This is a genomic window from Kitasatospora sp. NPDC001095, from assembly GCF_053598615.1.
In genome coordinates this window covers 62,868-88,219 of record NZ_JBSFKQ010000029.1, presented here as the reverse complement: position 1 = coordinate 88,219, position 25,352 = coordinate 62,868, and the positions used below count along the sequence as shown (strand labels likewise).

Here is a 25,352-nt window from a genome sequence, read left to right as displayed (position 1 = left end):
CAGCGGCTGCGATGGGTGCCCATGACCGCCCTCCCAGACGGCCGCCGCGCCCCCGGACCTCACCACAGCGATCCGCTCACCATCGGCCAACTCGCCGACTGCAGCGGCCTCGCCGCCTCCGCGCTGCACTACGAGAGCCTCGGCCTGATCCACGCCACCGCACCACCGGCGGCCAGCGCCGCTACACCCGCGGCACACTGCGCCGGATCGCCTTCGTCCGCGCCGCCCAGCGGGTCGGCCTCTCGCTGGACGAGGCGAAGGTCGCCCTCGACCGCCTCCCCGACCGCCCGGCCCCCAGCCGCACCGAGTGGGACCGGGTGGCCGAGTCCTGGCAGGACCGGATCGACGAGCAGATCGCCGAACTCCAGCGGCTCAAGGCCAAGCTCACCGGCTGCATCGGCTGCCTCTCACTGTCCCGCTGCGCCCTATACAACGCCGCCGACCGCGCCGGCGCGGCCGACCCGGAGGCCCGCTATCCGCTCACCCGCGACCCGGACACCGGTCCCGAGCCGGTCCCGTCGGACGTGGAGACCTGCGGGACCCGCCGGGAAGAGCGCTGAAAGGCCTTTGCGCCAAGCCCGTTCGCCTGCCTACGGTGGACCCGTGCTGCCCTTGGTGCTGACGGACGAGGAGTGGGACGCGGTCGTCCCTGACGAGACGGTGATGCGCCCCGGCGCCGAGGCGCTCTGCGCCCGGCTGGGCGTCGGGGGCCTACCCCTGGAACGCTTCGCGGAGGGCTCCGTCCCGGTCTACGCGGTCGGCGACGCGCTCGTGCTGAAGCTATTCCCGGCCGCCAGTGCCCGGGACGGCATCGTCGAGGAACGCGTGCTCTCGCGGCTGGACGGCGCACTGCCCGTCCCCACCCCGTCCGTCCACGCGGCCGGCGAGTACGTCAACGGCTGGCGGCACGTCCTGATGTCCCGGCTGCCGGGCAAGGGCCTCGCCCCGGCCTGGCCGCGCATCCCGCGGGCCGACCGCGAGCGGATCGCCCGCGAGTGCGGCGAGGCGCTCGCCGCACTGCACGCCCTCGACCCGGGGCCGCTCGCCGACACCCTCGGCCCCGGTGACTGGCCGGACTTCCTGACCGGCCAACGGGCGGGCGCGGTCGCCCGCCAGCGCGACCGCGGGTTGACGGAGGACTGGCTGGAGCAGATCCCGGACTTCCTCGCCGCCGCCCCGCTCCCCGCCGCCCCCGAACGCGCCCTGCTGCACACCGAGTTCATGCGCGAGCACCTGCTCACCGACCCGGCCGACGGCTGGCGCCTGACCGGCCTGGTCGACTTCGAGCCCGCGATGATCGGCGACCCGGCCTACGACCTGGTCGCCGTCGGGCTCTTCACCACCCGGGCCGACCCGCACCTGCTCGGCCGGCTGCTGGACGCCTACGGCCGCCGCTTCGAGCCCCGGCTGCTGATGGCGTACACCCTGCTCCACTTGTACAGCGATCTGCCGTGGTACCTACGGGAGTTGAATCCCTCGGCGCGAACGCTGGACGCCCTCGCCGAGGAGTGGTTCGGAACGGCCTAGTACTGCAACGGCGGTTAGGGTGACGAGGCTTCAGCCCCTGGGCTGTGGCCTCGTCGTGTAGTGGCTGGTGCGGGCCTGGTGTTGGCGTCGGCGGCGCCAGTGGGACCAGTGCAGGACGTGGGCGATGCTGCGGCGGACGGGCCGGGTGAGGCCGGTGATCAACCGGCGGATCTCGGGGACGGTGAGCGATATCAGGTCTGGCGTTCGAGCGGCTCCGACCCCTTTTCGAGTTGCTGGGCGCGCAGGACGGTGAGGTAGGCGTGGGCCGCCTGGCGAGAGTGATGTGCCAATACCAGCCGGGGTAGCGGCGGACCTGGCAGTCGTCCAGGCCGCACTGGCCCTTGGCGGTCTGGAAGCACTCCTCGATCGCCCATCGGGCGCCCGCGACGGCGATCAGCTCGTTCAGGGTGGGTCCGGGAGTCATGTGGCAGGGCGCCGGTCGACGGCGGCGTGGCCCGGCCCAGCGGCTGCGATCGCCGACGTGGTGTCAGGTCCTGGGCGGGTGGGTCGGCTGGGGCCACAGGCTCGGGGTCTTTGTGGCAAGCCAGCGAGCGAGCGCGGCGTTGACGGCGGTGGGCTGTTCGAGCTGGGCCCAGTGGCCCGCCTCGATGGATTCCTCGGTGAGGTCGGTGCAGTAGCGCCGCATGGGCTCCGCGAGCCGGGACACGGACGTGTCGGCGACCTGGTCGTAGAACGCTTCGAGGAACAGGACCGGCATGTCCAGCCGTCCGCCGTTCAGCGAGGTGTCGCTGTAGGCGCGGTTGGCTTCGTCGTTGAGGTAGTAGGCGATCGAGGCCCCGAATCCCGTTCCGGTCAGCGAGGACGTCAGGTCCGCGAGCAGTTCCTCGTCCAGGACGCCGGTGTCGGGCGGGAGGTCCGGGACCGCGTCCGCGCCTGCGAACCATCCCCCGTTGCGGGTGATCTCCGAGGTCGGTCCCGGCTTGCCGTGAACGGCCGGAACGCCCCCGCGGAAGAAGGCCCTCACGCTGTTGGCCGGCCGTGCGTCGAGGACCTGCACGGCTCGCTCCGCCTCGGACGCGTAGTAGTGCATGTAGTCGAACTGGGCGTACGGGTGGATGTCCGGCGGATAGATCGAGCGGTTGACGTGTTCGAGAAGAGCCGGCACCCCCCGTTCGAGCGTGCGGTACGGGACGCAGATGCTGGCCACGGCCGCGCAGCGCTCGGGATGGTGAGCGGCGAGGCCCCAGACGGTTGCGCTGCCCCAGTCGTGTCCGATCCAGACGGCCTGTTCGCGGCCGAGCCGGTCGAGTAGGGCCACCATGTCGCCCACGAGGTGTTCCTGGGCGTACGCGTCTCGCCGCTGGTGCACGGTCGAGCTTCCGTAGCCGCGCAGGTCGGGCGCGATCACGCGGAAACCGAGCGCGGCGAAGGCGGTCAGTTGGTGCTTCCAGGTGCGGCCGTGGGCCGGCCAGCCGTGGACGAAGACGAGCATCGGACCGTCCTCCGGACCGGCTGCGAGGTAGGAGATCGAGTGACCGTTGCCGGCGGCGGTGCCCTCGGTCAGGGTGACGCCGGCACGTGTGAAGGTGGTCCGGGTGCTGGGGTCGTTCACGTGAGTACCTCCAGGATGGTGGCGTTGGCGAGGCCGTCGGCCTCGCACATCGCCTGCGGGGCACAGCGGGCGCCGCGCTGGTGCAGGGCATGGGCGAAGGTGGTCATCGGTCGGGAAAGTACGACGGCCGCGGCGCTGAGCAGCCAAGCCATGCCGGTGACGAGCAGGGCTGTGCAGGCCGGAGGTGAAGTCGTTCACGGCGGCGATGCTCTCGGCCCCGCCCGGCCGCTGTGCGGCATGGACACTGACCATCAGCCCGTCCGTGCCCACCACCTCCACCAGCGAGTTGGAAAACCAGACTCACTATAGGAGAGCGGGTTGGAAAAGCCAACCGAGATCCTTACAATGAACGACATGACCACAGCCGCAACCCCCCGCCCCTGCTCGATCGCCGACGCGCTCGCAGTGGTCGGGGAGAAGTACTCGCTTCTGGTCCTGCGTGAGGTCTTCTTCGGGGTGCACCGCTTCGACGGCATCGCCCGCAACATCAGGGCGCCACGTGACATCCTCACCACCCGGCTGCGCCGCCTGGTGGACGCCGGAGTACTGGAGAAGGTCCAGTACAACGACCGCCCGCCCCGGTACGAGTACCGCCCGACCCCGGCCGGCGAGGAACTGCGCCCCGTGCTGCTGATGCTGCTGCGCTGGGGCGACCGCCACCTCAACGACGTGCCGCCGACCGTCTTCGAGCACTCCTGCGGCGCAACACTCGACCCGGCCGTCGTCTGCCGCGCCTGCGGCACGGAGGTGGAGAGCCACTCCCTCACCCCGCGCTTCACAACCCCCGGCTGGACCGCCGCCGGGCCGGAATGATCCAAGAGCCGGGCCCGGTCGGACAGGCGCCGACCTGCCGGCCGGTCACCGGATCCCGTACCGCCACCGCCCCGCCGTAACGGCCCGTGACAGCCAGGGTGCGACCGTCCACGACCGACGTCGCTATCACCGTCGTCTGACCCAGGTAGCCGTTCGGGGTCGGCCCGCACCGCGGGTCGAGCGGGGAGCCGCTGGACCACTCGACGCTCCACCGCCCGGCGGGCTCGCCCTCCCCCACGACCGCGGCGATCCGCGCGGACAACTCCCGCTCCCCGTACCGGGCTGCGTCCAGCGCCAGCAACTGCCGCCGCACGCCCGCACCGGCCGTACGATGCAGCTCCGCCGACACCCGTACACCGCGGCCCCCACCCGTGCCGCCGGACTCGACACCACATCGAGCAGCGCGATGACCCGTTCCGGGTCCGCGGTCACCAGGAACTCCAGGTCCGCCAACCACTCGTCGACTGCGGCGGTTTCCGTGGCGGTCGGAGTGGTGGCCGACGTCGAAGACAGCACGGGGTCCGTCCCGTGTGATGAGAGAGGGTGGCCGCGCGGGGGCCGCACGGGAGGGAACGTGCCGTTACACGCGGGGCCGGATTTCCTCGACGAGGGCGGCGAGGTATTCCTGGGCCGTGCGCGGTCGAGTGAGCGGTGCGGCCTGCCCGGCCCAGAGGTTGAGGTAGTCGGGGAGCCCCCGTTCGACGGCCGCGCGGCGGATGGGCTCGGTGAGTGCACCCTGGACCGGATACGGCGGAAGGTCGCCCTCGTGCAGGGCCATGTCCCGCACGAACCGGTTGGCGATGGTCCGGGCCTGGCGGCCGGAGACGGCGCTGGTCAGCACGGTGACGCGGGCTTGCGGGCTGTGCAGGGCCCGCTTGTGGACGGGGCTCGCGCCGGACTCGTCGGTGGCGAGGAATCCGGTGCCGATCTGGACGGCGTCGGCGCCGAGTGCCAGTGCGGCAGTGATCCCGCGGCCGTCGGCGATCCCGCCGGCGGCGACGACCGGTACCGAGACGGCGTCCACGACCTGCGGGACGAGGGAGAACGTCCCGACCAGGGACTCCTCCACCGGCCGCAGGAACGCCCCTCGGTGGCCCCCGGCATCCGCCCCGGAGGCCACGACGGCATCGACCCCCGCCTCGTCGAGCGCGACCGCCTCGTCGACGGTCGTCGCCGTACCGAGGGTGACGATGCCGCGCCGCCGGGCCTCGGCCAGGACGTTCCCGGGCGGGATGCCCATGACGAAGCTGAAGACCGGCGGCCGGGCCTCCAGCAGCGCGTCCACCTGCTGCTCGAAGTCCTGGCCGAACGACGCGGGGAACTGCGGGTCGGGCAGGCCGAGCCGGTCGAGGTACGGACGGAGCCGCCCGAGGTGGGTGGCGAACTCGGACTCGGTCATGGCCAGTTCGCGTTCGCCGGGCTGCGGTATCCAGAGGTTCACCGCGAACGGGCGCGCGGTGCGGGCCTTGATCTCCGCCACGGTGGCCGCGATGTCCGAAGGGGCGAGGACGTGGGCGCCGTAGGAGCCCAGGCCGCCGCCGTTGGACACGGCGGCGGCCAGGCGGACGGTGGAGTAGCCGCCACCGAACGGCCCTTGCACGATCGGGTGGTCGATGCCGAGGAGCTCGGTGATGCGGGTACGGGTCGACACTCGGCCGACGGACATGTCCACTCCTTCGTTCGGGCCCCTCGTGACGGCAGGCACGCCACCTGGGGGCCGGGGAGCCAACCGACCGGAGCATCGGGTTGGAAAATCGAACTTACCAGAGGCCTGGAGGGTTGGAAAAGCAAACCATCTGCCCTTCAGTCCGGGGCGTCCAGGTGTCGGCGGGCGGCGGTGAGGATCTCCTGGGAGAGGCCCGGGTCGTCGCTCGCGCGGGCGAGGAGGATGGCGCCGACCAGGGTGGACAGTTCGGCGAGGGCGGTGCCGCGGTCGTCCGCGTCGCCGCCGAGCTGCTGGAAGCCGTCGACGAGATCGAGCAGGCCCGCCGTGAAGGCCGTGCGGATCGGGGCGCCGGGTTCGGCGCGGGCGGCGTCGGCGGCCAGGGCGGCGGCGGCGCAGCCGCCGGCGGGGGTGTCGCGATGAAGGTCGGAGAGGTAGCGCGTCAGGAACTCGGACCGGCCGGCCCGGTCGGAGGGAGCGGCCTCGGAGACCCGGTCCATGGCTTCGCGGCGCTCGGTGAAGGCTGCCTGGAGGGCCTGGACGACGAGGTCGTCCTTCGAGGAGAAGTGGCGGTAGAAGCCGCCATGGGTGAGCCCGGCGGCGGCCATGGCCTGGGGGACGCTGACCCCGTCGGCGCCCTTCTCCCGGATCAGCCGGGAGGTGTGGTCGATCACCTGCTGCCGGTGCTGTTGGGCCTCGGCTCGTGACACGCGGGGCATGGTCGGCGGTCCCTTCTTCGTCCTGAGCCTTCTGGAGCTCTTGAGGATCCTACTTCCGCGACCATATAGATGATGGTAATAATCTAAACGCCATCCTAGAGCGAGGAGAACGCACATGACCGTGATCGAAGGCTCTGTCGCACTGGTCACCGGAGGCCGGCGCGGTATCGGCAAGGCATTCGTCGAGGAACTGCTCCGGCGCGGGGCCAAGAAGGTCTACGCCACCGCCCGCAAGCCCGCCCCGAGCCCGGACGAGCGGGTCGAGGCCCTCCCCCTGGACGTCACCGACGACGTCTCCGTCGCCGCCCTGGCCGAGCGCGCAGCAGACGTCGACCTCGTCTTCAACAACGCCGGCGTCCTGCACCCGGGGCCGCTGCTCACCGCGGACCTGCGGCTGGTCCGGGAGACGTTCGAGACCAACGTCTTCGGCCCGCTGCGGATCGCCCGGGCGTTCGCGCCGGTGCTCGCCGCCCGCGGCGGAGGCGCCCTCGTCGACATGCACTCCCTGCTGTCCTGGGGGGCCGGAGCCGGCGCGTACGGCGCGTCCAAGGCCGCCCTGTGGTCGCTGACGAACTCCCTGCGCCTCGAACTCGCCGCCCAGGGCACCCAGGTCGTCGGCGTGCACCTGGGCTTCGCGGACACCGACATGGTCGCCGCCATCCCGGTCGAGAAGATCTCGGTCGCCGACGTCGCCCGCATCGTCCTGGACGGCGTCGAGCGCGGGGAGAGCGAGATCCTCGTCGACGACGCCACCCGCGCGATCAAGGCCGCGCTGTCCGGACCGGTGGAAGGCCTCGCCATCGCCATCCGCCGCTGAACCGCCAGCACGTCCGAAGCCGCACCCCACCGCACCGAGGAGAACCATGCCGCTCTGGCACGTCTACCACCCTCCCGGCACCTACACCCCGCCGCAGAAGAAGCAACTCGCCGACGACATCACCGGGTTGTACACCCGCTTCGGGCTGCCGAAGTTCTACGTCGTGGTGCTCTTCCACGAGATCGACGCGGACTCGTTCTACGTGGGCGGCGAGCCCACGCCGGACGCCGTACGCATCGTCGTCGAGCACATCGCCCGGCACACCAGCGACCCGGACATGCGCGGGCGCACCCGGGAGGCGCTCGCCGCACTCCTCGCGCCGCACACCAAGGACCGCGGGCTGTACTGCGAATTCCACATCGACGAGACGCCGCGGGACCTCTGGATGATCGACGGCATGGCCCCGCCCTCGCCGGCGAGCGAGGCCGAGCAGCACTGGGCTCGGGAGAACCGCCCGAGCCCGTACTGATCACCTCGATACGGCCGGGGTCGGCGGCGCTGTCGGCCCCCGGCCCCGGAAGCGCCGCGCGCGCACCCTCCACGCTGCGGACCTGAAAGGGTGTTGGCGGTCGATCACAGAGCTATCCGACGGCCGACCACCGCCGCGCGGTTCACCGGTACACCCGTGCGCCACTCGTCGGCGGTCGCCGGGAGCATCCACCGCACAGCGGGAAGCACGGCCGGAAGGGCTTCCGGCCGTGCTTCCGCAGGACTTCCGGCAAGATCTACCAGATGCGCTTCGAGACCGCCGCGTTGTCGGGGAACAGGCCGCTCCTGGCGCCGTTCCACCTGATCGTGATCGTCCACGAGGCGTTCCCCAGGGGCGTCGGGTACACCGCCGGTGTCGAGGCCGACGGGGCCAGAGAACCGGCCGGGCGGCGCCAGCCGTCGAAGGTGCGGCCGCCGTCGCTCGACGTGGTCTCCCACACGTATCCGTCGTTTCCGATGCAGGAGATCATGACGCGCTGCTGCTCGGCGTAGCCCGGCTGACCGGGGCCGACCACGGTGGACTGGTTCCCGAGTCGCGCCGCCCCCACGCCGCTGGCGCACTCGCCACCGCCGTTCACCTCGGACAGATCCAGGACCGCGCCGGTCGTGGGATCCGTCGTCTCGCGCCACACGTGGTGGTCGGTTCCCGTGAAGAAGCTGCGCAGCACCGATCGGTAGTACTCGGTGCCGTAGACGGCGATCTGGCTGTCACCCTCGATGTCCGTGGCGTTGGTGCCGAGGAGCGCGTGCGAGTCCACCCGCCAGCCGCTGGACGTCAGTGTTCCGTTGTAGTTCCTCAGGAACGTGGTGTTGATGCGCCGGTAGGCGTTCGGTGCCTCGATCATGAGGTCCCGGGTGGCCGAGCTGATGGTGAGGATCGGGCTGCCGATCGCGTTGGCACCGGCCGGGAGCCGCACCCAGTCCGTCCAGAAGTTCAGGGACCCGTTGTTCGCCTGGCTATACCAGATCTCCCCGTCCGTGCCTCGGATGACGACCATCGCGCGCCCCGGAGGGAACTCGACGATGCGCGGCGGCGACGTGGTCCGGGAGGCGTTGTTTCCGCCGAGCGGGTGCCAGCTCCCACCGTTGTAGCGGAACCAGATGTTGTTGTCCGTGCCCCGGGCGACGTCGTACGTGGCACCGCTGATCGTCACCGAGTACACCGCCGACAGCACCCGTGACTGATTTCCGTCGAGACTGATCCACTCCGTCTCCGCGGCCTGCGCCGGACCGGGCGTGCCGGCCAGTACCAGGACCACCCCGGCGAACGCGGCCAGCACCGCGCGCCAGCCGCGGACCATACGCTGACGAACCAAGGACACAACGACCTCCCTGCCGTTTACCTGCGACGTCCGACGTTCCGTACGGGGCGTTCGACGTTCCACACGGACCGTTCGAGTGAGGAGTCTCGTCCGTCGTGGTCGCGGAGGTTGCCGCTGCGCGCACTGGCGGACGCCCCCCAGCGCACGAAACCGCGCCGCCTCCTCGCCGCGCCACGCGCACCGCCGGACGAGGCGTCCACGCGCCCACCGGCGAGAGCTTCACCGCCCTCGGCAGCAAGGACGAGACCCCGCAGCAACGCGCCGACAAGCGCATGACGCCCGACGGCCTCACCAGCCGGCCCCGGTCGACCCGCCCGCCCGCCTTCAGCCGTGCAGGCGGGCAGGCCGGGCAGGCCGACGCCGGCGTCCGGCAAACAGGGGAACGCCGCAGCATGAGGCCGGTCGGCACCGAGACCGCCGCCCGCTTCGACACCGTCGGGCTGGACCGGTCGCGGGAGCCGGTCCTCCCGGGCGCCGCGTCGTGCGGCCGCGGCGCCGTCGCGCGGGGCGGCTGGCCCCGTCGGGTGATCCCAGGGCGCGGGTTCCGCGTCGGCCGGTCGACGGCTCGCATAGTCGGACCGTCACACCTGTCGATCATGAGATGAGCCGATGATGCGATTCCCGCGCCGAGAGATCCTCACCACCGCCGGCGCCCTCCTGCTCGCCCTCGCGGGGTGCGGGGCACCGCAGGCCCGGCAGGCCGTGCCGTCGCCGCCGCGGGATCCCGGCACCACGGCCGCGCCGACCCCGCCGGGGCCACGGGCGTTCACACTGGTCGCGACCGGGGACGTGCTGCCACACACCGAGATCATCCGGCAGGCCCGGGAGGACGCCGGGGGCAACGGCTACGACTTCACCCGGATGCTCGCCGGAGTCGAGCCGGTCGTCGGCGCCGCCGACCTGGCCATCTGCCACATGGAGACGGTGTACGGCGCCGACGGCGGGCCCTTCACCGGCTACCCGTCGTTCAAGTCGCCCCCGCAGGTGGCCCGGGCGCTCAAGGACACCGGCTACACCTCCTGCGACACGGCCTCGAACCACACCCTCGACGACGGGCCCGACGGCATCCGGCGCACGCTCGACGCCATGGACGCCGTCGGTCTGAAGCACACCGGATCCGCCCGCAGCGCCGACGAGGCCGGCCGCCCCGCACTGGTCACGGCAGGTGGCGCCACGGTGGCCCAACTCGCCTACACCTACGGAACCAACGGCATCCCGCTGCCGAAGGACCGCCCCTGGGCGGTCAACCTCATCGACCGGGAGCGGATCCTCGCCGACGCCAGGGCCGCCCGGGAACAGGGGGCGGACATCGTGGTGGTCAGTGTCCACTGGGGCACCGAGTGGCAGGACACCCCGGACGAGCAGCAGCTCGCCCTCGCCCGCGACCTGGCCGCCGGGCGGAGCCCCGGTCGGCCGGACATCGATCTGGTCCTCGGAACCCACGCCCACATCCCGCAGGCCTACGAGAAGATCAACGACACCTGGATCGTCTACGGCCTGGGCGACCAGCTCGCCGGACACATGTTCAACCCCACCGGCGCGGAGGACCCGCGGGGGAACTGGAGCTCGATCGCCCGGTTCACCTTCTCTCCGCCGGCCGCGCCCGGGCAGCGCTGGACCGTCACCAAGGCCGAGTTCCTCCCCCAGCTGACGGACCTCGGTCCGCCCTACAGGGTCCTCGACCTGACCGAGGCCGTCCGCCGCGAACCGGGCCGAGCCGACTACGCCCAGGCCCTGGACCACATCCGGTCGGTCGTGCTGAGCCGCGGCGGCGGCGCGGCAGGGCTGACCATGGCCTCCTGAGCCGCCGTTCAGGCACCGGCCCGGCCACCCCGTCCGCATGGCCCCCGTGCGAACCTCACCGGGGCCGTGTGCCGGTGCCCCGCCTCGACCCGCGCCCGGGAGGAGTCCCCTGGTCAGCTCCGCCCCGTACCGGCAGCTCGTGGGCCGTCACGGCGTCGGGAACCATTCGTTGCCGGTCACCGTCCTTGGTCGGACACCAGACGAAGGAGTGATCGTGAACGTCCTGCCCGATCTGTTCGCCGCGCTTCCGGCACTCGACGCCGGCCTCGACCCCGCCGCGCCATGGCCGGTGCGCCGAGCGGAGCTGCGCGTTCCCGCCGGCGCGACCCTGCACGTCGGTGACCCGCAGGGCAACGACGGCTACGCCTTCGAGGTCCCACGGTTGGTGGCGTACCTGATCCTCGACGCCGACCCGGACGAGCCCGGGATCACGGCGGCCCTGCTGCGCCTGGACGACGCCTACCCCGTCGATGCGGACGAGGACGTCGACTTCCTCGACACCTGCTCCGGAGTCCTCCTGGTCCACGCGCTGGCCGACAACCAGTCCGCCGTACGGTTCGCTCAGGACTTCGCCGAGGCAGGAGACCGGGAGCAGGAGGCGAGCCCGGACGGACGGGCCGCCTGCGGAGCCGTGAAGCATTCCGAGGGCTGGCAGCTGGAGCCCGACGGACCCGTCCTCGCCCTGCGCGTCGACCCGGAGGGGCTGAACGTGATCACCTGCCGCGACGGGCAGGGGCGGGCCGTCGCCATGCTGCTGCAGGCCTGACGGCACCACGCCGCTCACGCCCGGCCGTCCCCGCCCGGACATCCCCGCCCGGACAGCAGGAGGTCACGGAGAGCGACCAACGACGGTGTGAGCAAGGCCACCCCGACCGCAAGGGCAGCCCTGGCAAGAGGACTGACGGTGTGTTCGTCGCCGACGGGGCTCCTTCCCTTCCCTCTGACGCGAAGGCTGCCGACAATGGGCGACGCGGCGTCCCGTGCCGCGCTTCGGAGCGACCGTCCACGGCCGCCCCGGTTCTCCGTGCCGCTCGCGGGACCACGCCGTGCCGGACGGGGGCCGATCCTGCCCGTCCGACCCCCAGAGAACCGTGCATTCCAACACGCCCGCGTCCCCCGCCGCCCACCCGACCCCGGCCGCATGCCCTCCCCACCAGCGGACATCCGCCTCACCGGCCCAGGCGGCCGACCCGGCATCGGCGTCGGCCGCCGGCCTGCCGACGCCCCGGAACGACCGTGCGCCCTGGCGCTCGCTGCGTCACCGTTCGATGCGCTGGTGGACGGTGGCGAATCTCCTGTCGAACGCGGGCACCTGGATGCAGCTGACCGTGCAGAACCTCCTGGTCCTGCAGCTGACCGGCTCGGCGGCCGTCACGGGTCTCTCCCTGGCCGTGCAGGCAGCGCCCGCGCTGCTGCTCGGACTGGTCGGCGGCGCGGTGGTCGACAGCTGGCCACGGAAGGTGACGGCCGCGGTGAGCCAGGCGGCCCTGGCCGCCATCGCCGTCGCCACCGCTGTGCTGCTGGCGGTCGGTGTGCTGAACGTGCCGCTGCTGCTGGTGCTCGGGCTGCTCACCGGCCTGGTCGCCACCGTGGACGGTCCGGCCTGCGCGCTGCTCGGCAACGACCTGGTCCCGCGGGAGGACGTGCCGTCCGCGATCGCGGTCGGCTCGGTCGCCCACAGTGTCGGCCGTCTGGGCGGCGTCGCCCTGGCCGGCCTCACCTTCGCTCCGCTCGGCCCCGTCGTCGCCTACGCGGTCAACGGCGTCTCCTTCGCCCTCGTCGCGACCGCGATCCCCTTCCTGCGGCCCTTCCCCGGCGCGGCCGACGACCAGGACGCCCCGAGCCCCGGCCACGAGGCGGACGGCCGGACCCGAGGCGGCAGGGGCGTGCGTGACGGCATCGGCTACTTCTTCGGCCGTCCCCGCCTGGTGGCGCTCGCCGCCATGTGCGCGCTGAGTTCCCTCCTCGGCCGGAACTACCAGCTGACACTGGCCTCGCTCGTCACCGGCTCCTTGCACGCCGGTCCGGGGGCGTACGGCACGGTGTCGGCCGTACTCGCGGTCGGTGGTGCGGCCGGAGCGGTCCTGGCCGGCCGGCTGCGCCGACCCACCGTCCGGTTGGTGGCGTGGGTGACGGCGAGCGGTGCGCTGCTCCAGGCCACCGCCGCGCTGGCACCGTCGTTGCTCCCGCTGCTCCTGCTGGTCCTGCCGATGGCGGTCCTGGAGTCGCTCTCCGACACCGCCGTCTCCACCCTTCTCCAGACCGACCCGCCCGCGCATCTGCGCGGCCGGGTGCTCGGTGCGTGGCGCAGCATCAGCACCGGGTGGGCACTCGGCGGCCCGCCGCTGCTCGGCCTGCTGATCCAGGTGCTGGGAGCCCGGACGGCGTTGCTGACGGGCGGCCTGGTGGTCGCGGTCGCCGTCGCCGGGGGCGTCCTGGCGCGCCGGCCGTCGGCCCTGCCCCGGGTGGCGTCGGCACCCGCCTGATCCCGCGGGGGCCGGCCCACCGGACCGGCATGGCTCAGCGGCCGGCGCGAGGTCGCCGCCGGACCCCGGGGTGCCACTGACCGCGCCGAAAAGCGCCGGCAGCGCGCCGACCGGACGCGCCGACCGGACGGGCCCTGCCCCACCGCTCCCCCGGAGGGTCGGCCCTTCCAGCCAGGATCACCCGGGTGGCGGCCCGCCCCCGCGCCGCCGCTGCGGCCGTTTCGCCGCGCGGCGCGGGCGCGGGCACCGTCATTCCGCACGGGCGACCGCGGGCCCCGGTCGCGTCCTCCTCGGCAGCCACAGATGCTGTTCGTGCTGCCACGTCCCCGATTGAGGATGGACACGCCATGAACTCTGTGCGAACGAGCGGCAAACACACCGTGGTGACCGGCGGGGCCGGCTTCGTCGGCTCGCACCTTTGCACGGCGCTGCTGGCCCGGGGCCATGCCGTCACCTGCGTCGACGACTACTGCACCGGATCACCGGCCAACGTGGCGCACCTGCTGGACCGGCCCGGCTTCGTCGTGCACCGCGCCGATGTCGCCGACGGCCTGGACATCGCACAGCCCACCGACATGGTCTTCCACCTCGCGTCCCCCGCCTCCCCCGCCGACTACCTGCGGCTGCCGGTGCACACCCTGGAGACCGGGAGCCTGGGCACGCGCAACGGACTGGAGCTCGCCCGGCGGCACGGAGCGCGCTTCCTGCTCGCGTCCACGTCCGAGGTGTACGGCGACCCGCTCCAGCACCCGCAGAGCGAGAGCTACTGGGGCAACGTCAACCCGATCGGCCCGCGCAGCGTGTACGACGAGGCGAAGCGCTTCGCGGAAGCGCTGACCACCGCGGAAGGCCGGGCGGACGACGTGAACACCGCGATCGTGCGGCTGTTCAACACCTACGGTCCCCGCATGCGGTCCCACGACGGCCGGGCCGTGCCGACGTTCATCCGGCAGGCGCTGGCCGGTGAACCGCTCACCGTCAGCGGCGACGGCAGCCAGACGCGCTCGCTCACGTACGTCGACGACACCGTCGAGGGCATCGTGGCCATGGCCGAGTCCGAACTGTCCGGACCGGTCAACCTCGGCAACGACGCCGAGATGTCCGTGCTGGCACTGGCCGAACTGGTCATCGAGCTCACGGGCTCCCGCTCCCCCATCGAGTTCATCGAGCGCCCGATCGACGACCCGGCCGTCCGCCGGCCCGACATCACCCTGGCCCGCGGCAAGCTGCGCTGGGAGCCGCGGACCCCGGTGCGGGAGGGGCTGCTGAGGACGATCGCCTGGTTCCGCGAGCACCCCGAGGCCTGACGCGGACCGTCCGAGGTCCCATCCCGCAGGCCCGGGCAGGAGGGGCCCGGCGGGAACGGCCCCGCCCGAAAGAGGAAGCATGCGCCTACTCGGTATCAACGCCTTGTTCCACGACCCCTCAGCGGCCCTGGTCATCGATGGCCGTACGGTGTGCGCCGCCGAGGAGGAACGCTTCTCCAGACGCAAGCACGGCAAACGACCACTGCCCTTCTCCGCCTGGGAACTCCCCGAACAGGCCGCCCGCTGGTGCCTCGCCCGAGCCGGCCTGCAGCCGGCCGACCTCGACTTCGTCGCCTACGCGTACGACCCGGCCCTCGCCCGGCCGGCCGACGCGCTGGGCCTCGACGACCCGTGGGACGAGCTGCGGCAGCACTACGCCCGGGTGGCCCCCTCGTTCCTCGCCGAGGCGCTGCCCGGCCTGCACCCGGAGCAGGTGCGTTTCGTACCGCACCACGTGGCGCACGCGGCCTCGTGCGCGTTCGCGGCCGACGGGGAAGCCGACACGTGCTCCGTGCTGGTCCTCGACGGGCGCGGCGAGGCGACCTCGCACCTGGCCGCCCGGCGACGGGGCAATCGACTGGAACCACTGGCCGGACAGGAGCTGCCCCATTCGCTCGGTCTGGTGTACGAAGAGCTGACCCAGCACCTGGGCTTCCTGCGCTCCAGCGACGAGTACAAGGTCATGGCGATGGCGTCCTACGGCCGGCCGCGGATGGCGGAGGCGCTGCGCCGCCACGTCCACCCGACCGGGGACGGCGGCTTCCGGGCCACCGCCGTGCCGTGGGAGGAGTTCGCGCCGGCGCTGCCGCCGGGCGGCGACTGGACACCGCTCCACGCCGACCTCGCCTGCTCCGCACAACGGGTGCTGGAGGATGTCCTGCTCGACCTGGCGCGCTGGCTGCACGGGCGCACCGGGGACCGGTTGCTCACCATGGCCGGGGGCGTGGCACTCAACTGCGTGGCCAACTCCCGGATCGCCCAGGAGGGGCCGTTCGACCGGGTCTGGGTGCAGCCCGCGGCCGGGGACGCGGGCACCGCGCTCGGCGCGGCCCTGTACCTGGCGGCCGTCCACGGCGACGAACCCGCACCGATGCCCGGCGCGGACCTGGGCCGTTCCTGGCCGGACACCGAATTGGAGGCGTGGCTGAACCGGGCCCGAGTACCGTACGAACGCCCGGCCTCGATCGCCGCCGAGGCCGCCCGGGTGCTCGCCGAGAACGGCATCGTCGCCTGGTACCAGGGCCGGTCCGAGTTCGGGCCGCGGGCCCTCGGGCACCGCTCGCTGCTCGCACACCCCGGACACGCCGCCAATCTGGAGCGGCTGAACGACGTCAAGGGCCGCGAGCAGTTCCGGCCGGTCGCGCCGATGGTCCTGGCCGACCGCGCGGCCAAGATCTTCGAGGGGCCGCTGCCCAGCCCGTACATGCTCTTCGTGCACCGGGTGGCCGACGAGTGGCGCGAACGCATCCCCGCGGTCGTCCACGTGGACGGCACGGCGCGGATCCAGACCGTCGACGCCGACGACGACCCGTCCACCGCCCGCATGCTGGAGGAGTTCGAACTGCTCACCGGCCTGCCGGTGGTCGTCAACACCAGCCTCAACACGGCGGGTCGCCCGATGGTCGACAGCCCCCGCGACGCCCTGGAGTGCTTCGGCTCCTCGCCCGTCGACCTGCTGGCGCTCGGGCCGTTCGCCGTCCGGCGGGCGTCGATGTTCGCCGGCACCGGGGAGGTGCGGCCGTGACGCGCTACGCCGTGGTCATCCCCACGCTCGGACGGCCGAGCCTCGCCGCCTGCCTGACCGCGCTGGCCGCGGCCGAAGGGCCCGCGCCCGAGCGAGTGGTCCTGGTCGACGACCGGCCGCGCCCCGGTCCCCCGCCACTGGACGCCTCCGTCCCCGAGATCCTGCGCGACCGCGTCGTGACCGTCGCCGGCGGCGGCAACGGTCCCGCAGCCGCGCGCAACGCCGGCTGGCGGGTGACGACCGAACCCTGGGTGGCGTTCCTCGACGACGACACCGTGCCCGGCCCGACCTGGGCGAGTGACCTCGCCGCCGATCTCGCCGCCGCGGACGAGCGGACGGGTGGCGTCCAGGGCCGGATCGTCGTGCCGCTTCCGGCCGACCGCCGCCCCACCGACTGGGAGCGGGCCACGGCCGGCCTCGCCGGGGCCGCGTGGATCACCGCGGACATGGCGTACCGGCGCGAGGCCCTGGAGCAGGTCGACGGCTTCGACGAACGTTTCCGCCGGGCGTTCCGCGAGGACGCCGATCTGGCGCTGCGGGTCCTCGACGCCGGGTGGCGGCTGGAGCGCGGGCGGCGGACCACCACCCATCCGGTGCGCCCCGCGGACCCGTGGACCTCCCTGCGCCTCCAGGCGGGCAACGGCGACGACGTGCTGATGACCCGTCTGCACGGCCGGGGCTGGTGGCGACGCGCCGACGCTCCGCGGGGCCGGCTGCCCCGGCACCTCGCCGTCACCGCGGCAGCGGCGGGGGCCGTGGTCTGCGTCCTGGCAGGCCGCCACCGGGAAGCGGCGCTGCTCGGCGGCGCGTGGCTGCTGGGCACCGGCGAGTTCGCGCTCGCCCGCATCGCGCCGGGTCCGCGGACGGCCGACGAGGTCGCGGCCATGCTCGCCACCAGCGTCGCGATCCCGCCGGCCGCCTGCTACCACTGGGTGCGCGGCCTGGTGCGCCACCGCGGGGCCGAGCGCCGTACGCACTCCCCGGCGAGCGGGCCCGCGGTACGTCGGCCCTCCGGCGGGGCGCCCCCCGTTCCGTCCGCGGCCCGGCAACCGGGCGGAGCAAGGAGTACGACGTGATGGCCCTCGTCACCCCGGCCTCCGGCCCTTGGCTGTACGCCGGTCCGAACACGGGACGGCCCGCCCCACAGCTGCCCGGGGCACCGGCGGCGGTGCTCTTCGACCGCGACGGCACCCTGGTCGAGGACGTGCCGTACAACGGCGACCCCGGCCTGGTCCGGCCCGTTCCCGGCGCGCGGCCCGCGCTGGCGCTGCTCCGGACGGCCGGTGTGGCCGTCGGCGTGGTCAGCAACCAGTCGGGCGTCGCCCGCGGCCTGCTCGACCGTGCCCGCCACGACGCGGTACGGGCCAGGGTCGAGGAGCTGCTCGGACCCTTCGAGGTCTGGGCGGTCTGTCCGCACGGACCGTCGGACGGCTGCGGATGCCGCAAGCCCTCGCCCGGGCTGGTGCTCGCCGCGTGCGAGGCGCTCGGCGTCCCGCCGGCGCGGGTCGCGGTGATCGGGGACATCGGCTCCGACGTGGAGGCCGCCCGGGCCGCCGGAGCCCGCGGCGTGCTGGTTCCCAGCCCGGTCACCCGACCGGAGGAGATCGCCGCGGCCCACGAACGGGCGGCCGACCTCGTCTGCGCCGTCCGGCTCCTGCTCGGACCGCTCACCGGGCGCCCGTCATGAGGACACTGGTGGTGCGGCTGGACAGCGCCGGCGACGTACTGCTCGCCGGGCCCGCGGTGCGCGCGGCGGCCCACGGCTCGCAGGAGGTGACCCTGCTCTGCGGGCCGAGGGGCCTGCCGGCGGCCCAGCTGCTGCCCGGGGTCGACCGGATCCTGGTCTGGGACGCCCCCTGGGTGGGATTCGACCCGCCGCCGGTCCGCGCCGACGACATCGAAACGGTGGTCGCGGACCTCGCCGCGCACCGCTTCGACCGGGCCCTGGTACTGGCCTCCTTCCACCAGAGCCCGCTGCCCACCGCCCTGGTGCTGCGGCTCGCGGGCGTGCGGGGCATCGCGGCCGACGGCGAGGACTACCCGGGGATGCTGCTCGACCTGCGGCACCGGCGCGCGGAGGGTCGGCACGAGGCCCTGGCCGCGCTCGACCTCGCCGAAGCGGCCGGGTTCGCCCTCCCGCCCGGGGACGACGGCCGGCTGCGCATCCGGCGGGCCACCGACACGGGTACGCTGACCGGCCCCGGCCGGTACGTGGTGGTCCACCCCGGTGCTGCCGTCCCGGCCCGGGCTCCCGGCCCGGCCACCGCCGCCGCCGTGGTCCGGGCCCTGAGCGCGGCGGGGCACCGGGTGGTGGTCACCGGTGGCCCGGGCGACAAGGAACTCACCGCGGAGGTGGCGGGCCCGTACGCTCTGGACCTCGGCGGGCGCACCGACTTCGGCGAGCTGGCCGGAGTGCTCCGGGGAGCCGACGCCGTGGTCGTCGGGAACACCGGTCCCGCCCACCTCGCGGCGGCCGTCGGCACGCCGGTCGTCTGCCTGTTCGCTCCCGTCGTCCCGGCCGAGCGATGGCGCCCCCACGGGGTGCCGCACATGCTGCTCGGGCACCAGGACGCCCCTTGTGCCGGCACCCGCGCCCGGACCTGCCCGGTTCCGGGCCACCCCTGTCTGGACTCGCTGACCGGGCCCGAGATCGTCCGCGCCGTCGATGATCTGCTGCGCCGCGCCGAGGAGGCCCCGTGAACATCCTGCTGTGGCACGTCCACGGATCCTGGACGACGGCGTTCGTCCAGGGACCGCACCGCTACCTCGTCCCGGTCCTCCCGGGGCGGGGGCCGGACGGGCTCGGGCGGGCCCTGACCTTCGACTGGCCCTCCTCGGCCGTCGAGCTCTCCCCGGACGAGCTCCGCCGCGCCGACGTCGACCTGGTGGTCCTCCAACGGCCCCACGAACAGGACCTCGCCGAGCGCTGGCTCGGACGCCGGCCCGGACGGGACGTGCCGGCCCTGTACCTGGAGCACAACAGCCCGCACGGGAACGTGCCCGACACCCGCCATCCGCTCGCCGACCAGGCCCGGGTGCCGATCGTCCACGTGACCCACTTCAACCGCCTGTTCTGGGACAACGGCCGGGCCCCGGCCACCGTCGTGGAGCACGGGATCGTCGACCCCGGCCACCGGTACACCGGCGAGCTGGAGCGAGCCGCCGTGGTGGTCAACGAGCCCGTCCGGCGCGGGCGCACCGTCGGCTGCGACCTGTTGCCGATGCTCTCGGCCGCCGCCCCGCTCGATGTGTTCGGCATGCGCACCGACGGCCTGGCCGGGCACCTGGGCCTCCCCGAAGAACGCTGCCGGACGTACGAGCTGCCGCAGGCCCGCCTGCACACCGAACTCGCCCGTCGCCGCGCCTATCTGCACCCCGTCCGGTGGACGTCGCTGGGACTGTCGCTGCTGGAGGCGATGCACCTCGGCATGCCGGTGGTGGCACTCGCCACCACCGAGGTGGTGCGGGCCGTACCGCCCGGTGCCGGAGTGCTCTGCACCCGGCCGGAAGCGCTCGCCGAGGCGACCCGCCACTACCTTCGCGATCCGGCCGCCGCCGATGCGGACGGTCGACGGGCCCGCCGGGCGGCACTCGAACGCTACGGCCTCAAGCGCTTCCTGAACGACTGGGAACACCTGATCGAGGAGCTGACCCGATGACCACGACACCCCCTCTGCACATCGCCCTGGTCTCCGAACACGCGAGCCCGCTGGCGGAGTTGGGCGGAGTCGACGCCGGCGGTCAGAACGTCCACGTCGCCGCCCTCGCCGACGCGCTCGCCGACCGGGGCCACCGGATCACCGTCCACACCCGGCGTGATTCGCCCACCCTGCCGGCACACGTGCGCCTGCGGCCCGGAGTGACCGTCCACCACGTCCCCGCAGGCCCGGCCCACGCCCTGCCCAAGGACGAACTGCTGCCCCACATAGCGGAATTCGGCGACCGTCTGGCGGAGCACTGGAACAGCGACCCGCCCGACGTGGTGCACTCGCACTTCTGGATGTCGGGCCTGGCCGCGCTGCGCGGCGCCCGAGACCGCGGCCTGCCGGTGGTCCACACCTACCACGCGCTCGGCACGGTCAAGCGCCGGTACCAGGGGTCGGCCGACACCAGCCCGCCCGACCGGATCGAGGCCGAGACCGCCGTCGGTCTGTCGGCCGCCGCCGTCATCGCCACCTGCCGGGACGAGGTGCGGGAGTTGCTCCTGATGGGCCTGCCACCCGATCGGATCCGGGTGGCGCCCTGCGGCGTCGACCCGGACCGGTTCGGCCCCGCCCTGCACCGCCCGCCCGCAGGGCCGCCGCGGCTGCTCACCGTCGGCCGGCTCGTCCCTCGCAAGGGCACGGACGCCGCCGTGGCAGCGCTCACCCGGTTGCCCGGCGTCCACCTGCTGGTCGCCGGCGGCCCCCCGGCCGACCGGCTGCCCGCCGACCCGGAGGCCCGCCGACTGCGGGCTCTCGCCGGGGAACTGGGCGTCGCCGACCGCCTCACCCTGCTCGGCGCCGTACCCCGCGAGCGGATGCCCCGACTGCTGCGCGACAGCGACGTCGTGGTCTGCCCGGCCCGGTACGAGCCGTTCGGCATCGTACCGCTGGAGGCCATGGCCTGCGGTGTCCCGGTCGTGGCCAGCGCCGTCGGCGGGCACCTCGACACCGTCGCCGACCGCCGCACCGGGAGACTGGTACCGCCCGGCTCGGCGGAGGAGCTCGCGGCTGCCGTGGCCGGACTACTCGCCGCACCCGCCGTCCGCGCCGCCTACGGGGCCGCCGGCCGCCGCCGGGTGCTCGCCAACTACACCTGGCGGGCCGTCGCCGACCGCAGCGAGGCGGTCTACCTCGACGTCCTCGCCACGGCCCGCCCCACCGTCCACCCGATGACGGGAGTCGTGCGATGACACCCCGATCCCGTGACCGCCAGCCCGACGTGCGGCCGGCCACCGGCCACTGCCTCGCCCTGGAGGAGGCCGTCCGTCGACTGCGGACCGACCAGCTGCCCCTGCTCACCTCATGGGGCACCGCCCTCGCCGGGCGACTGCCCGCCGGCGGCAGGCTGTTGGCGGCCGGCAACGGCGGCAGCGCCGCCCAGGCCCAGCACCTCACCGCCGAGCTGGTCGGCCGTTACGCGGCCGAGCGGCCCCCGTTCTCCGCGATCGCGCTGCACGCCGAGACGTCCAGCGTCACCGCCATCGGCAACGACTACGGCTTCGACGAGGTGTTCGCCCGCCAGGTGGCCGCCCACGGCCGACCGGGCGACGTACTGGTGCTGCTGTCGACCTCCGGCCGCAGTCCCAACCTGGTGCGCGCCACCGAGGCGGCCCGGCGCGGCCGTCTCGACGTCTGGGCGATGACCGGCCCCGCACCCAACCCGCTCGCGGCCGCCGCCGACGAGGTCCTCGCCGTCGCGGCCGACCGGACCGCCACGGTCCAGGAGGTCCACCTGATCGCCCTCCACCTGGTGTGCGAGGCCTTCGACGCGGCGCTGGCCCGCCCACGGCCGTACCTGCTGCCGGCCCGCACCACCGTCGCGCGCACCGGCGGCGACGGGGGACGCCCCTCCAGGGAGTCGGCATGAGCACCGCCGAGACCCGGGTCACGAACCGACGCCGTCCGCTGGTCGTCGTCGGCGACAGCCTGCTCGACTGCGACATCGACGGGGACGCGACCCGGCTCGCCCCCGACGCGCCCGCGCCGGTGGTGGACGTGACGGCCGAACGGCACCGGCCGGGCGGTGCGGCGCTGGCCGCCTGGCTCGCGGCCGGCGGCGGCCGCGAGGTCGTCCTGGTGACCGCGGTCGGGAACGGCGACGCCTCGACCGAGCTGCGCCGCCTGCTCGCGGACCGGGTCACCCTCGTCGAACTCCCGCTGGACGGCGACCTGCCGGTCAAGACCCGGGTCCGCGTCGGCGGACGGCCACTGGTGCGGATCGACCGGGGCGGCGGCGTGCCCGGCGCGCCCGGAGACACCGCCCGACAGGCGATCGCGGCCGCCGGGGCGGTCCTGGTCTCCGACTACGGCCTGCGGACGGCCGACCGGCTCCGGCCGGAACTGGCCACCGCGACCGGCCACCTCCCGGTGGTGTGGGACCCCCACCCCCGTGGCGGCCCACCGGTGCCCGGTGTCCGGCTGGCCACCCCGAACGCAGCCGAAGCCCGTCTGTTCACGGTCGCCCTCGCCCCCGACGAGCCTCCCGGCGAGGACCTTCCCTCGCAAACCCGCCGAGCCGCCCTGCTCACCCGGCGCTGGGGAGCCGCCGGAGTCGCGGTGACCCTCGGCCCCCTCGGCGCACTGCTCAGCCGCGGCCCCGACAGCCCGATCCTGCTGCCCGCCCCGTACGAGGCGACGGGCGACACCTGCGGAGCCGGGGACTGCTTCGCCGCCACCGTGACCACCGCGCTCGCCGACGGCGCCCTCCCCGAAGAGGCCGTGCAGCGCGGGGTCACGGCCGCCACGGACTTCATCGCCCGCGGCGGCGTGGGCGATCCCGCACTCTGGCGGCACACGCCCCCGGCCTCCACCACCGAGGATCCGGTCGCGCCCGACGCGACCCGGCTGGCCCGTGCGGTCCGCTCCCGCGGAGGCGCGGTGGTCGCCACCGGAGGCTGCTTCGACCTGCTGCATCCCGGACACCTGGCCCTCCTGGAATCCGCCCGGCGGCTCGGCGACTGCCTGATCGTCTGCCTCAACTCGGACGCCTCCGTCCGGCGGCTCAAGGGCCGCGGGCGTCCGATCAACTCCGCGGAGGACCGGGCCAGGGTCCTGGCCGGCCTCGGCTGCGTCGACGCGGTGGCGGTCTTCGACGAGGACACGCCCGAGCGCGTGCTCGGTCTGCTGCGGCCCCATCTGTGGGTCAAGGGCGGCGACTACACAGCCGAGACGCTGCCCGAACGGGCCGTCCTGCGCAGCTGGGGCGGCCACGCCGTCGTACTGCCCTACCTCGACGGACACTCGACCACCTCGCTCGCCCGGCGGGCAGCCGCCGCGACGGGCGGCGGCCCGTGGCCGGCGCGGTGACGCCCGGCCAGGCGGTGCCCCGGCGGCGTACGTCCCGGCAGGGCGCCCACCGTCCGCGGGTCCTGGTGCTCCGGGCCCTGGGCCTCGGCGACCTGCTCACCGGCGTGCCCGTCCTGCGCGGACTGCGTCGGGCCCTGCCCGACCACCACATCACGCTGGCCGCACCCGCCCGGCTCTCCGGCGCCGTCCTGGCAACCGGCTGCGTGGATCGGCTGCTCGGCACCACCGCCGCCGGGCGCGGGGTCCCCTCCCGGCTGGCGTGGTCCGGTCCGCCACCCGACCTCGCCGTCGACCTGCACGGCAACGGCCCCGCCAGCCACGCCGTGCTCCAGGCTCTCGGCCCACGGCAGGTGTGGGGCTTCGGGCGCGTCGGACCGCCCGCACTGGCCGGTCCGCAGTGGGACGAGGAGGAGCACGAACGCGAGCGCTGGTGCCGCCTGGTGCAGTGGTACGGCATCGCGGCGGACCCGGCCGACCTGCTGATTCCCGCCCCCGAGTCGCCCTCGCCCGCCCCGCACGCCGTCCTCGTGCATCCGGGAGCCGACGCCGGCAGCCGACGCTGGCCCGCCGAACGGTTCGCGGCCGTCGCCCGAGCCGTCCACTCGTCGGGCGTGCCGGTCGTGATCACTGCGGGCTCGGGCGAGGGGGCGCTCGCCCACCGGGTGGCCCGGGACGCCGGGCTGCCGGAAGGGGCCGTGTTCGGCGGAGAGCGGGACGTCCCGTTCCCCGTCCTGGCCGCCCTGGTCGCCGGAGCGCGCGCCGTCGTGGCCGGCGACACCGGCCTGTCCCACCTCGCGACGGCCCTCGGCACCCCGTCCGTCACCCTGTTCGGTCCGGTCGCTCCCCGCCTCTGGGGCCCGCCGTCCTCGCCCCGCCACATCGCCATCTGGCGGGGCGGACCCGACGGTGGGTCGCGCCCCGGCGACGCCGGCGGCCACGAACCCGATCCTCGGTTGCTGGCCGTCCACCCGGTCGACGTCCTGACCGCACTCGACGGGCTGCCGCCCGCCGTACTCGAACCGGAGGGGCGCCGGGACCGGACGATCCGGTGACGCACCCCGGAGCCCGGCGGATCAGACGCTGGTGAGCAGCTGGGGCGACAGGGTCTTGATCATGGTGTTGGTCCAGCGCATCTGCGTCGGGCAGGCCGCCGAACTCGGCGAGCTCGTCGAAGTCGACCGTGTGCTGGGACGCGGGCTGGCCGTCGCAGCCGAAGGTCTCCTTCAGCGCCGCGGCCCCCAAGGCTGTGCGATCCGGGGGTCCGCGCCCCCGTCCTCACGCCACGCGGGCGGTGCGTTTCCCGTCATTCCCGCCGGGCACACGCGGCACCATGGACCAGTCCCAGGCACCGGCATCTTCCACCTCCGGGGCGGCCTCGTCGAGGCCGCGGTCCTCGTCGAAAGCTGAACGGCCGAGCCCATGACGCCCCGGCCCGGCACCGGACGACAGCCCGACTCCCCCGCCACCGACGGTGAGGACCGGCTCCCGGTCGGCCGCGCGGGCCTCGATCCGACCGGGACGTTGGTGCGGCACATCACCGGCGCCCTGGCGGCAGCGGGCCACACCGTCGCGGTCGCCGAATCGCTCACCGCGGGTCGTCTCGCCACCGCGCTGGCGGACGCGCCCGGCGCCGGGCGCACCTTCCTCGGCGGCGTCGTCGCCTACGCCACCGAGACCAAGACCTCCCTCCTGCACGTGGACGCCTCGCTGCTGGCCGCGACCGGGGCGGTCCATCCCGAGGTCGCCGCCCGAATGGCCCAGGAGGTCCGAGCCGTCACCGGCGCCACCTACGGCCTCGCCACCACCGGTGTCGCCGGCCCTGCCCCGCAGGACGGCCGCCCGGTGGGAACGGTCTACGTCGCCCTCGCCACCGACCGCACCACCGTCACGGCCGAACCCGACCCGCCCCGTGACCGGCGCGAGGACATCCAGCACGCGAGCGTCCTCGCCGCCCTCCGACTCCTGCACGACCACCTGCGTCCCCCGCCGCGGCCGTCCGCCGCGCAAGCGCCGTAGCAGCGGCTTCCCGTGACAGCCGAGTTCCCGCCCGCACCGGTGGTCTCCGGCGCGGGCGGGCCC

23 protein-coding genes and 1 pseudogene are annotated in these 25,352 nt (G+C 74.1%); 19 read left to right on the top strand and 5 right to left on the bottom strand.

The annotated features are described in order from the left end of the window. Positions 1-11 precede the first annotated feature (11 nt). Together soxR and ACWDBB_RS23120 are read left to right on the top strand one after the other, a co-directional pair. Positions 12-560 (top strand): redox-sensitive transcriptional activator SoxR, encoded by a 549-nt coding sequence (soxR, locus tag ACWDBB_RS23125; protein ID WP_449791424.1) that lies wholly within the window; start codon positions 12-14, stop codon positions 558-560. Between the two features lie 43 nt (positions 561-603). Continuing rightward, positions 604-1,527, top strand: coding sequence for a phosphotransferase family protein (locus ACWDBB_RS23120; RefSeq protein ID WP_449791411.1), 924 nt, complete (start codon positions 604-606; stop codon positions 1,525-1,527). A 191-nt stretch (positions 1,528-1,718) separates the two neighbouring features. Here ACWDBB_RS23120 and ACWDBB_RS23115 read toward each other — a convergent pair. Next, positions 1,719-1,927 (bottom strand): annotated as a pseudogene (locus ACWDBB_RS23115) (IS701 family transposase); the annotation flags it as partial. An 87-nt stretch (positions 1,928-2,014) separates the two neighbouring features. Further along, positions 2,015-3,100, bottom strand: coding sequence for an alpha/beta fold hydrolase (locus ACWDBB_RS23110; RefSeq protein WP_449791410.1), 1,086 nt, complete (start codon positions 3,098-3,100; stop codon positions 2,015-2,017). Between the two features lie 354 nt (positions 3,101-3,454). Between ACWDBB_RS23110 and ACWDBB_RS23105 the strand changes: the two genes are divergently transcribed. Next, positions 3,455-3,913: a winged helix-turn-helix transcriptional regulator gene (locus ACWDBB_RS23105; protein ID WP_449791409.1), complete on the top strand. Its 459-nt coding sequence runs from the start codon at positions 3,455-3,457 to the stop codon at positions 3,911-3,913. 580 nt (positions 3,914-4,493) lie between these two features. Here ACWDBB_RS23105 and ACWDBB_RS23100 read toward each other — a convergent pair. Both ACWDBB_RS23100 and ACWDBB_RS23095 read right to left on the bottom strand, forming a co-directional pair. After that, a complete protein-coding gene (locus ACWDBB_RS23100; RefSeq protein ID WP_449791408.1) occupies positions 4,494-5,579 on the bottom strand; it encodes an NAD(P)H-dependent flavin oxidoreductase in 1,086 nt (361 codons plus the stop codon). Positions 5,580-5,716: 137 nt separating this feature from the next. Beyond that, positions 5,717-6,295 (bottom strand): TetR/AcrR family transcriptional regulator, encoded by a 579-nt coding sequence (locus ACWDBB_RS23095; protein WP_449791407.1) that lies wholly within the window; start codon positions 6,293-6,295, stop codon positions 5,717-5,719. A 115-nt stretch (positions 6,296-6,410) separates the two neighbouring features. On the opposite strand from ACWDBB_RS23095, the gene ACWDBB_RS23090 reads away from it, so the two are divergent. Next, the gene (locus tag ACWDBB_RS23090; protein ID WP_449791406.1) at positions 6,411-7,112 is read left to right on the top strand and encodes an SDR family oxidoreductase; all 702 of its coding nucleotides are present in this window, start codon (positions 6,411-6,413) and stop codon (positions 7,110-7,112) included. Positions 7,113-7,158: 46 nt separating this feature from the next. Beyond that, positions 7,159-7,581: a tautomerase family protein gene (locus ACWDBB_RS23085; protein ID WP_449791405.1), complete on the top strand. Its 423-nt coding sequence runs from the start codon at positions 7,159-7,161 to the stop codon at positions 7,579-7,581. A 256-nt stretch (positions 7,582-7,837) separates the two neighbouring features. Here the strand turns inward: ACWDBB_RS23085 and ACWDBB_RS23080 are convergent, their stop codons facing one another. Beyond that, the gene (locus ACWDBB_RS23080) at positions 7,838-8,917 is read right to left on the bottom strand and encodes a hypothetical protein (protein ID WP_449791404.1); all 1,080 of its coding nucleotides are present in this window, start codon (positions 8,915-8,917) and stop codon (positions 7,838-7,840) included. A 615-nt stretch (positions 8,918-9,532) separates the two neighbouring features. Between ACWDBB_RS23080 and ACWDBB_RS23075 the strand changes: the two genes are divergently transcribed. The 14 genes from ACWDBB_RS23075 to ACWDBB_RS23010 all read left to right on the top strand — a co-directional run bounded on the left by ACWDBB_RS23075 (position 9,533) and on the right by ACWDBB_RS23010 (position 25,289). Continuing rightward, complete coding sequence (locus tag ACWDBB_RS23075) at positions 9,533-10,726, top strand: CapA family protein (protein ID WP_449791403.1); 1,194 nt, start codon at positions 9,533-9,535, stop codon at positions 10,724-10,726. Positions 10,727-10,940: 214 nt separating this feature from the next. Then, positions 10,941-11,492, top strand: coding sequence for a hypothetical protein (locus tag ACWDBB_RS23070; RefSeq protein ID WP_449791402.1), 552 nt, complete (start codon positions 10,941-10,943; stop codon positions 11,490-11,492). A gap of 448 nt (positions 11,493-11,940) precedes the next feature. Continuing rightward, complete coding sequence (locus ACWDBB_RS23065) at positions 11,941-13,212, top strand: MFS transporter (protein ID WP_449791423.1); 1,272 nt, start codon at positions 11,941-11,943, stop codon at positions 13,210-13,212. 347 nt (positions 13,213-13,559) lie between these two features. Further along, positions 13,560-14,519 (top strand): UDP-glucuronic acid decarboxylase family protein, encoded by a 960-nt coding sequence (locus ACWDBB_RS23060; protein WP_449791401.1) that lies wholly within the window; start codon positions 13,560-13,562, stop codon positions 14,517-14,519. A gap of 79 nt (positions 14,520-14,598) precedes the next feature. Beyond that, positions 14,599-16,263 carry a carbamoyltransferase family protein gene (locus tag ACWDBB_RS23055; RefSeq protein ID WP_449791400.1) on the top strand — a complete coding sequence of 555 codons (1,665 nt, stop codon included), beginning with the start codon at positions 14,599-14,601 and terminating at the stop codon, positions 16,261-16,263. Continuing rightward, complete coding sequence (locus tag ACWDBB_RS23050) at positions 16,260-17,339, top strand: glycosyltransferase family 2 protein (RefSeq protein WP_449791399.1); 1,080 nt, start codon at positions 16,260-16,262, stop codon at positions 17,337-17,339. Before ACWDBB_RS23055 ends, ACWDBB_RS23050 begins: the two co-directional genes overlap by 4 nt. Continuing rightward, positions 17,339-17,950, top strand: a complete 612-nt coding sequence (locus tag ACWDBB_RS23045) for a D-glycero-alpha-D-manno-heptose-1,7-bisphosphate 7-phosphatase (protein ID WP_449791398.1) — start codon at positions 17,339-17,341, stop codon at positions 17,948-17,950. The genes ACWDBB_RS23050 and ACWDBB_RS23045 overlap by 1 nt, the downstream gene beginning before the upstream one ends. Continuing rightward, positions 17,947-18,963, top strand: coding sequence for a glycosyltransferase family 9 protein (locus ACWDBB_RS23040; protein WP_449791397.1), 1,017 nt, complete (start codon positions 17,947-17,949; stop codon positions 18,961-18,963). Before ACWDBB_RS23045 ends, ACWDBB_RS23040 begins: the two co-directional genes overlap by 4 nt. Further along, positions 18,960-19,922: a glycosyltransferase gene (locus tag ACWDBB_RS23035; protein ID WP_449791396.1), complete on the top strand. Its 963-nt coding sequence runs from the start codon at positions 18,960-18,962 to the stop codon at positions 19,920-19,922. The genes ACWDBB_RS23040 and ACWDBB_RS23035 overlap by 4 nt, the downstream gene beginning before the upstream one ends. Continuing rightward, on the top strand, positions 19,919-21,157 hold the full coding sequence (locus tag ACWDBB_RS23030) for a glycosyltransferase (RefSeq protein ID WP_449791395.1): 1,239 nt from the start codon (positions 19,919-19,921) through the stop codon (positions 21,155-21,157). Before ACWDBB_RS23035 ends, ACWDBB_RS23030 begins: the two co-directional genes overlap by 4 nt. Next, positions 21,154-21,834 (top strand): D-sedoheptulose-7-phosphate isomerase, encoded by a 681-nt coding sequence (locus ACWDBB_RS23025; protein ID WP_449791394.1) that lies wholly within the window; start codon positions 21,154-21,156, stop codon positions 21,832-21,834. Before ACWDBB_RS23030 ends, ACWDBB_RS23025 begins: the two co-directional genes overlap by 4 nt. Then, on the top strand, positions 21,831-23,273 hold the full coding sequence (rfaE2, locus tag ACWDBB_RS23020) for a D-glycero-beta-D-manno-heptose 1-phosphate adenylyltransferase (RefSeq protein WP_449791393.1): 1,443 nt from the start codon (positions 21,831-21,833) through the stop codon (positions 23,271-23,273). Before ACWDBB_RS23025 ends, rfaE2 begins: the two co-directional genes overlap by 4 nt. Further along, complete coding sequence (locus tag ACWDBB_RS23015) at positions 23,258-24,325, top strand: glycosyltransferase family 9 protein (protein WP_449791392.1); 1,068 nt, start codon at positions 23,258-23,260, stop codon at positions 24,323-24,325. Before rfaE2 ends, ACWDBB_RS23015 begins: the two co-directional genes overlap by 16 nt. Before the next feature lie 367 nt (positions 24,326-24,692). Beyond that, positions 24,693-25,289 (top strand): CinA family protein, encoded by a 597-nt coding sequence (locus tag ACWDBB_RS23010; RefSeq protein ID WP_449791391.1) that lies wholly within the window; start codon positions 24,693-24,695, stop codon positions 25,287-25,289. Positions 25,290-25,352 lie beyond the last annotated feature (63 nt).

Bases quoted from the DNA above. Each gene is read 5' to 3' on its own strand.
- ACWDBB_RS23010 (WP_449791391.1), top strand. From the start codon at position 24,693: ATGACGCCCCGGCCCGGCACCGGACGACAGCCCGACTCCCCCGCCACC.
- ACWDBB_RS23060 (WP_449791401.1), top strand. From the start codon at position 13,560: ATGAACTCTGTGCGAACGAGCGGCAAACACACCGTGGTGACCGGCGGG.
- soxR (WP_449791424.1), top strand. From the start codon at position 12: ATGGGTGCCCATGACCGCCCTCCCAGACGGCCGCCGCGCCCCCGGACC.
- ACWDBB_RS23105 (WP_449791409.1), top strand. From the start codon at position 3,455: ATGACCACAGCCGCAACCCCCCGCCCCTGCTCGATCGCCGACGCGCTC.
- rfaE2 (WP_449791393.1), top strand. From the start codon at position 21,831: ATGAGCACCGCCGAGACCCGGGTCACGAACCGACGCCGTCCGCTGGTC.
- ACWDBB_RS23085 (WP_449791405.1), top strand. From the start codon at position 7,159: ATGCCGCTCTGGCACGTCTACCACCCTCCCGGCACCTACACCCCGCCG.
- ACWDBB_RS23095 (WP_449791407.1), bottom strand. From the start codon at position 6,295: ATGCCCCGCGTGTCACGAGCCGAGGCCCAACAGCACCGGCAGCAGGTG.
- ACWDBB_RS23025 (WP_449791394.1), top strand. From the start codon at position 21,154: ATGACACCCCGATCCCGTGACCGCCAGCCCGACGTGCGGCCGGCCACC.
- ACWDBB_RS23075 (WP_449791403.1), top strand. From the start codon at position 9,533: ATGATGCGATTCCCGCGCCGAGAGATCCTCACCACCGCCGGCGCCCTC.
- ACWDBB_RS23030 (WP_449791395.1), top strand. From the start codon at position 19,919: ATGACCACGACACCCCCTCTGCACATCGCCCTGGTCTCCGAACACGCG.
- ACWDBB_RS23045 (WP_449791398.1), top strand. From the start codon at position 17,339: ATGGCCCTCGTCACCCCGGCCTCCGGCCCTTGGCTGTACGCCGGTCCG.
- ACWDBB_RS23090 (WP_449791406.1), top strand. From the start codon at position 6,411: ATGACCGTGATCGAAGGCTCTGTCGCACTGGTCACCGGAGGCCGGCGC.
- ACWDBB_RS23100 (WP_449791408.1), bottom strand. From the start codon at position 5,579: ATGTCCGTCGGCCGAGTGTCGACCCGTACCCGCATCACCGAGCTCCTC.
- ACWDBB_RS23055 (WP_449791400.1), top strand. From the start codon at position 14,599: ATGCGCCTACTCGGTATCAACGCCTTGTTCCACGACCCCTCAGCGGCC.
- ACWDBB_RS23040 (WP_449791397.1), top strand. From the start codon at position 17,947: ATGAGGACACTGGTGGTGCGGCTGGACAGCGCCGGCGACGTACTGCTC.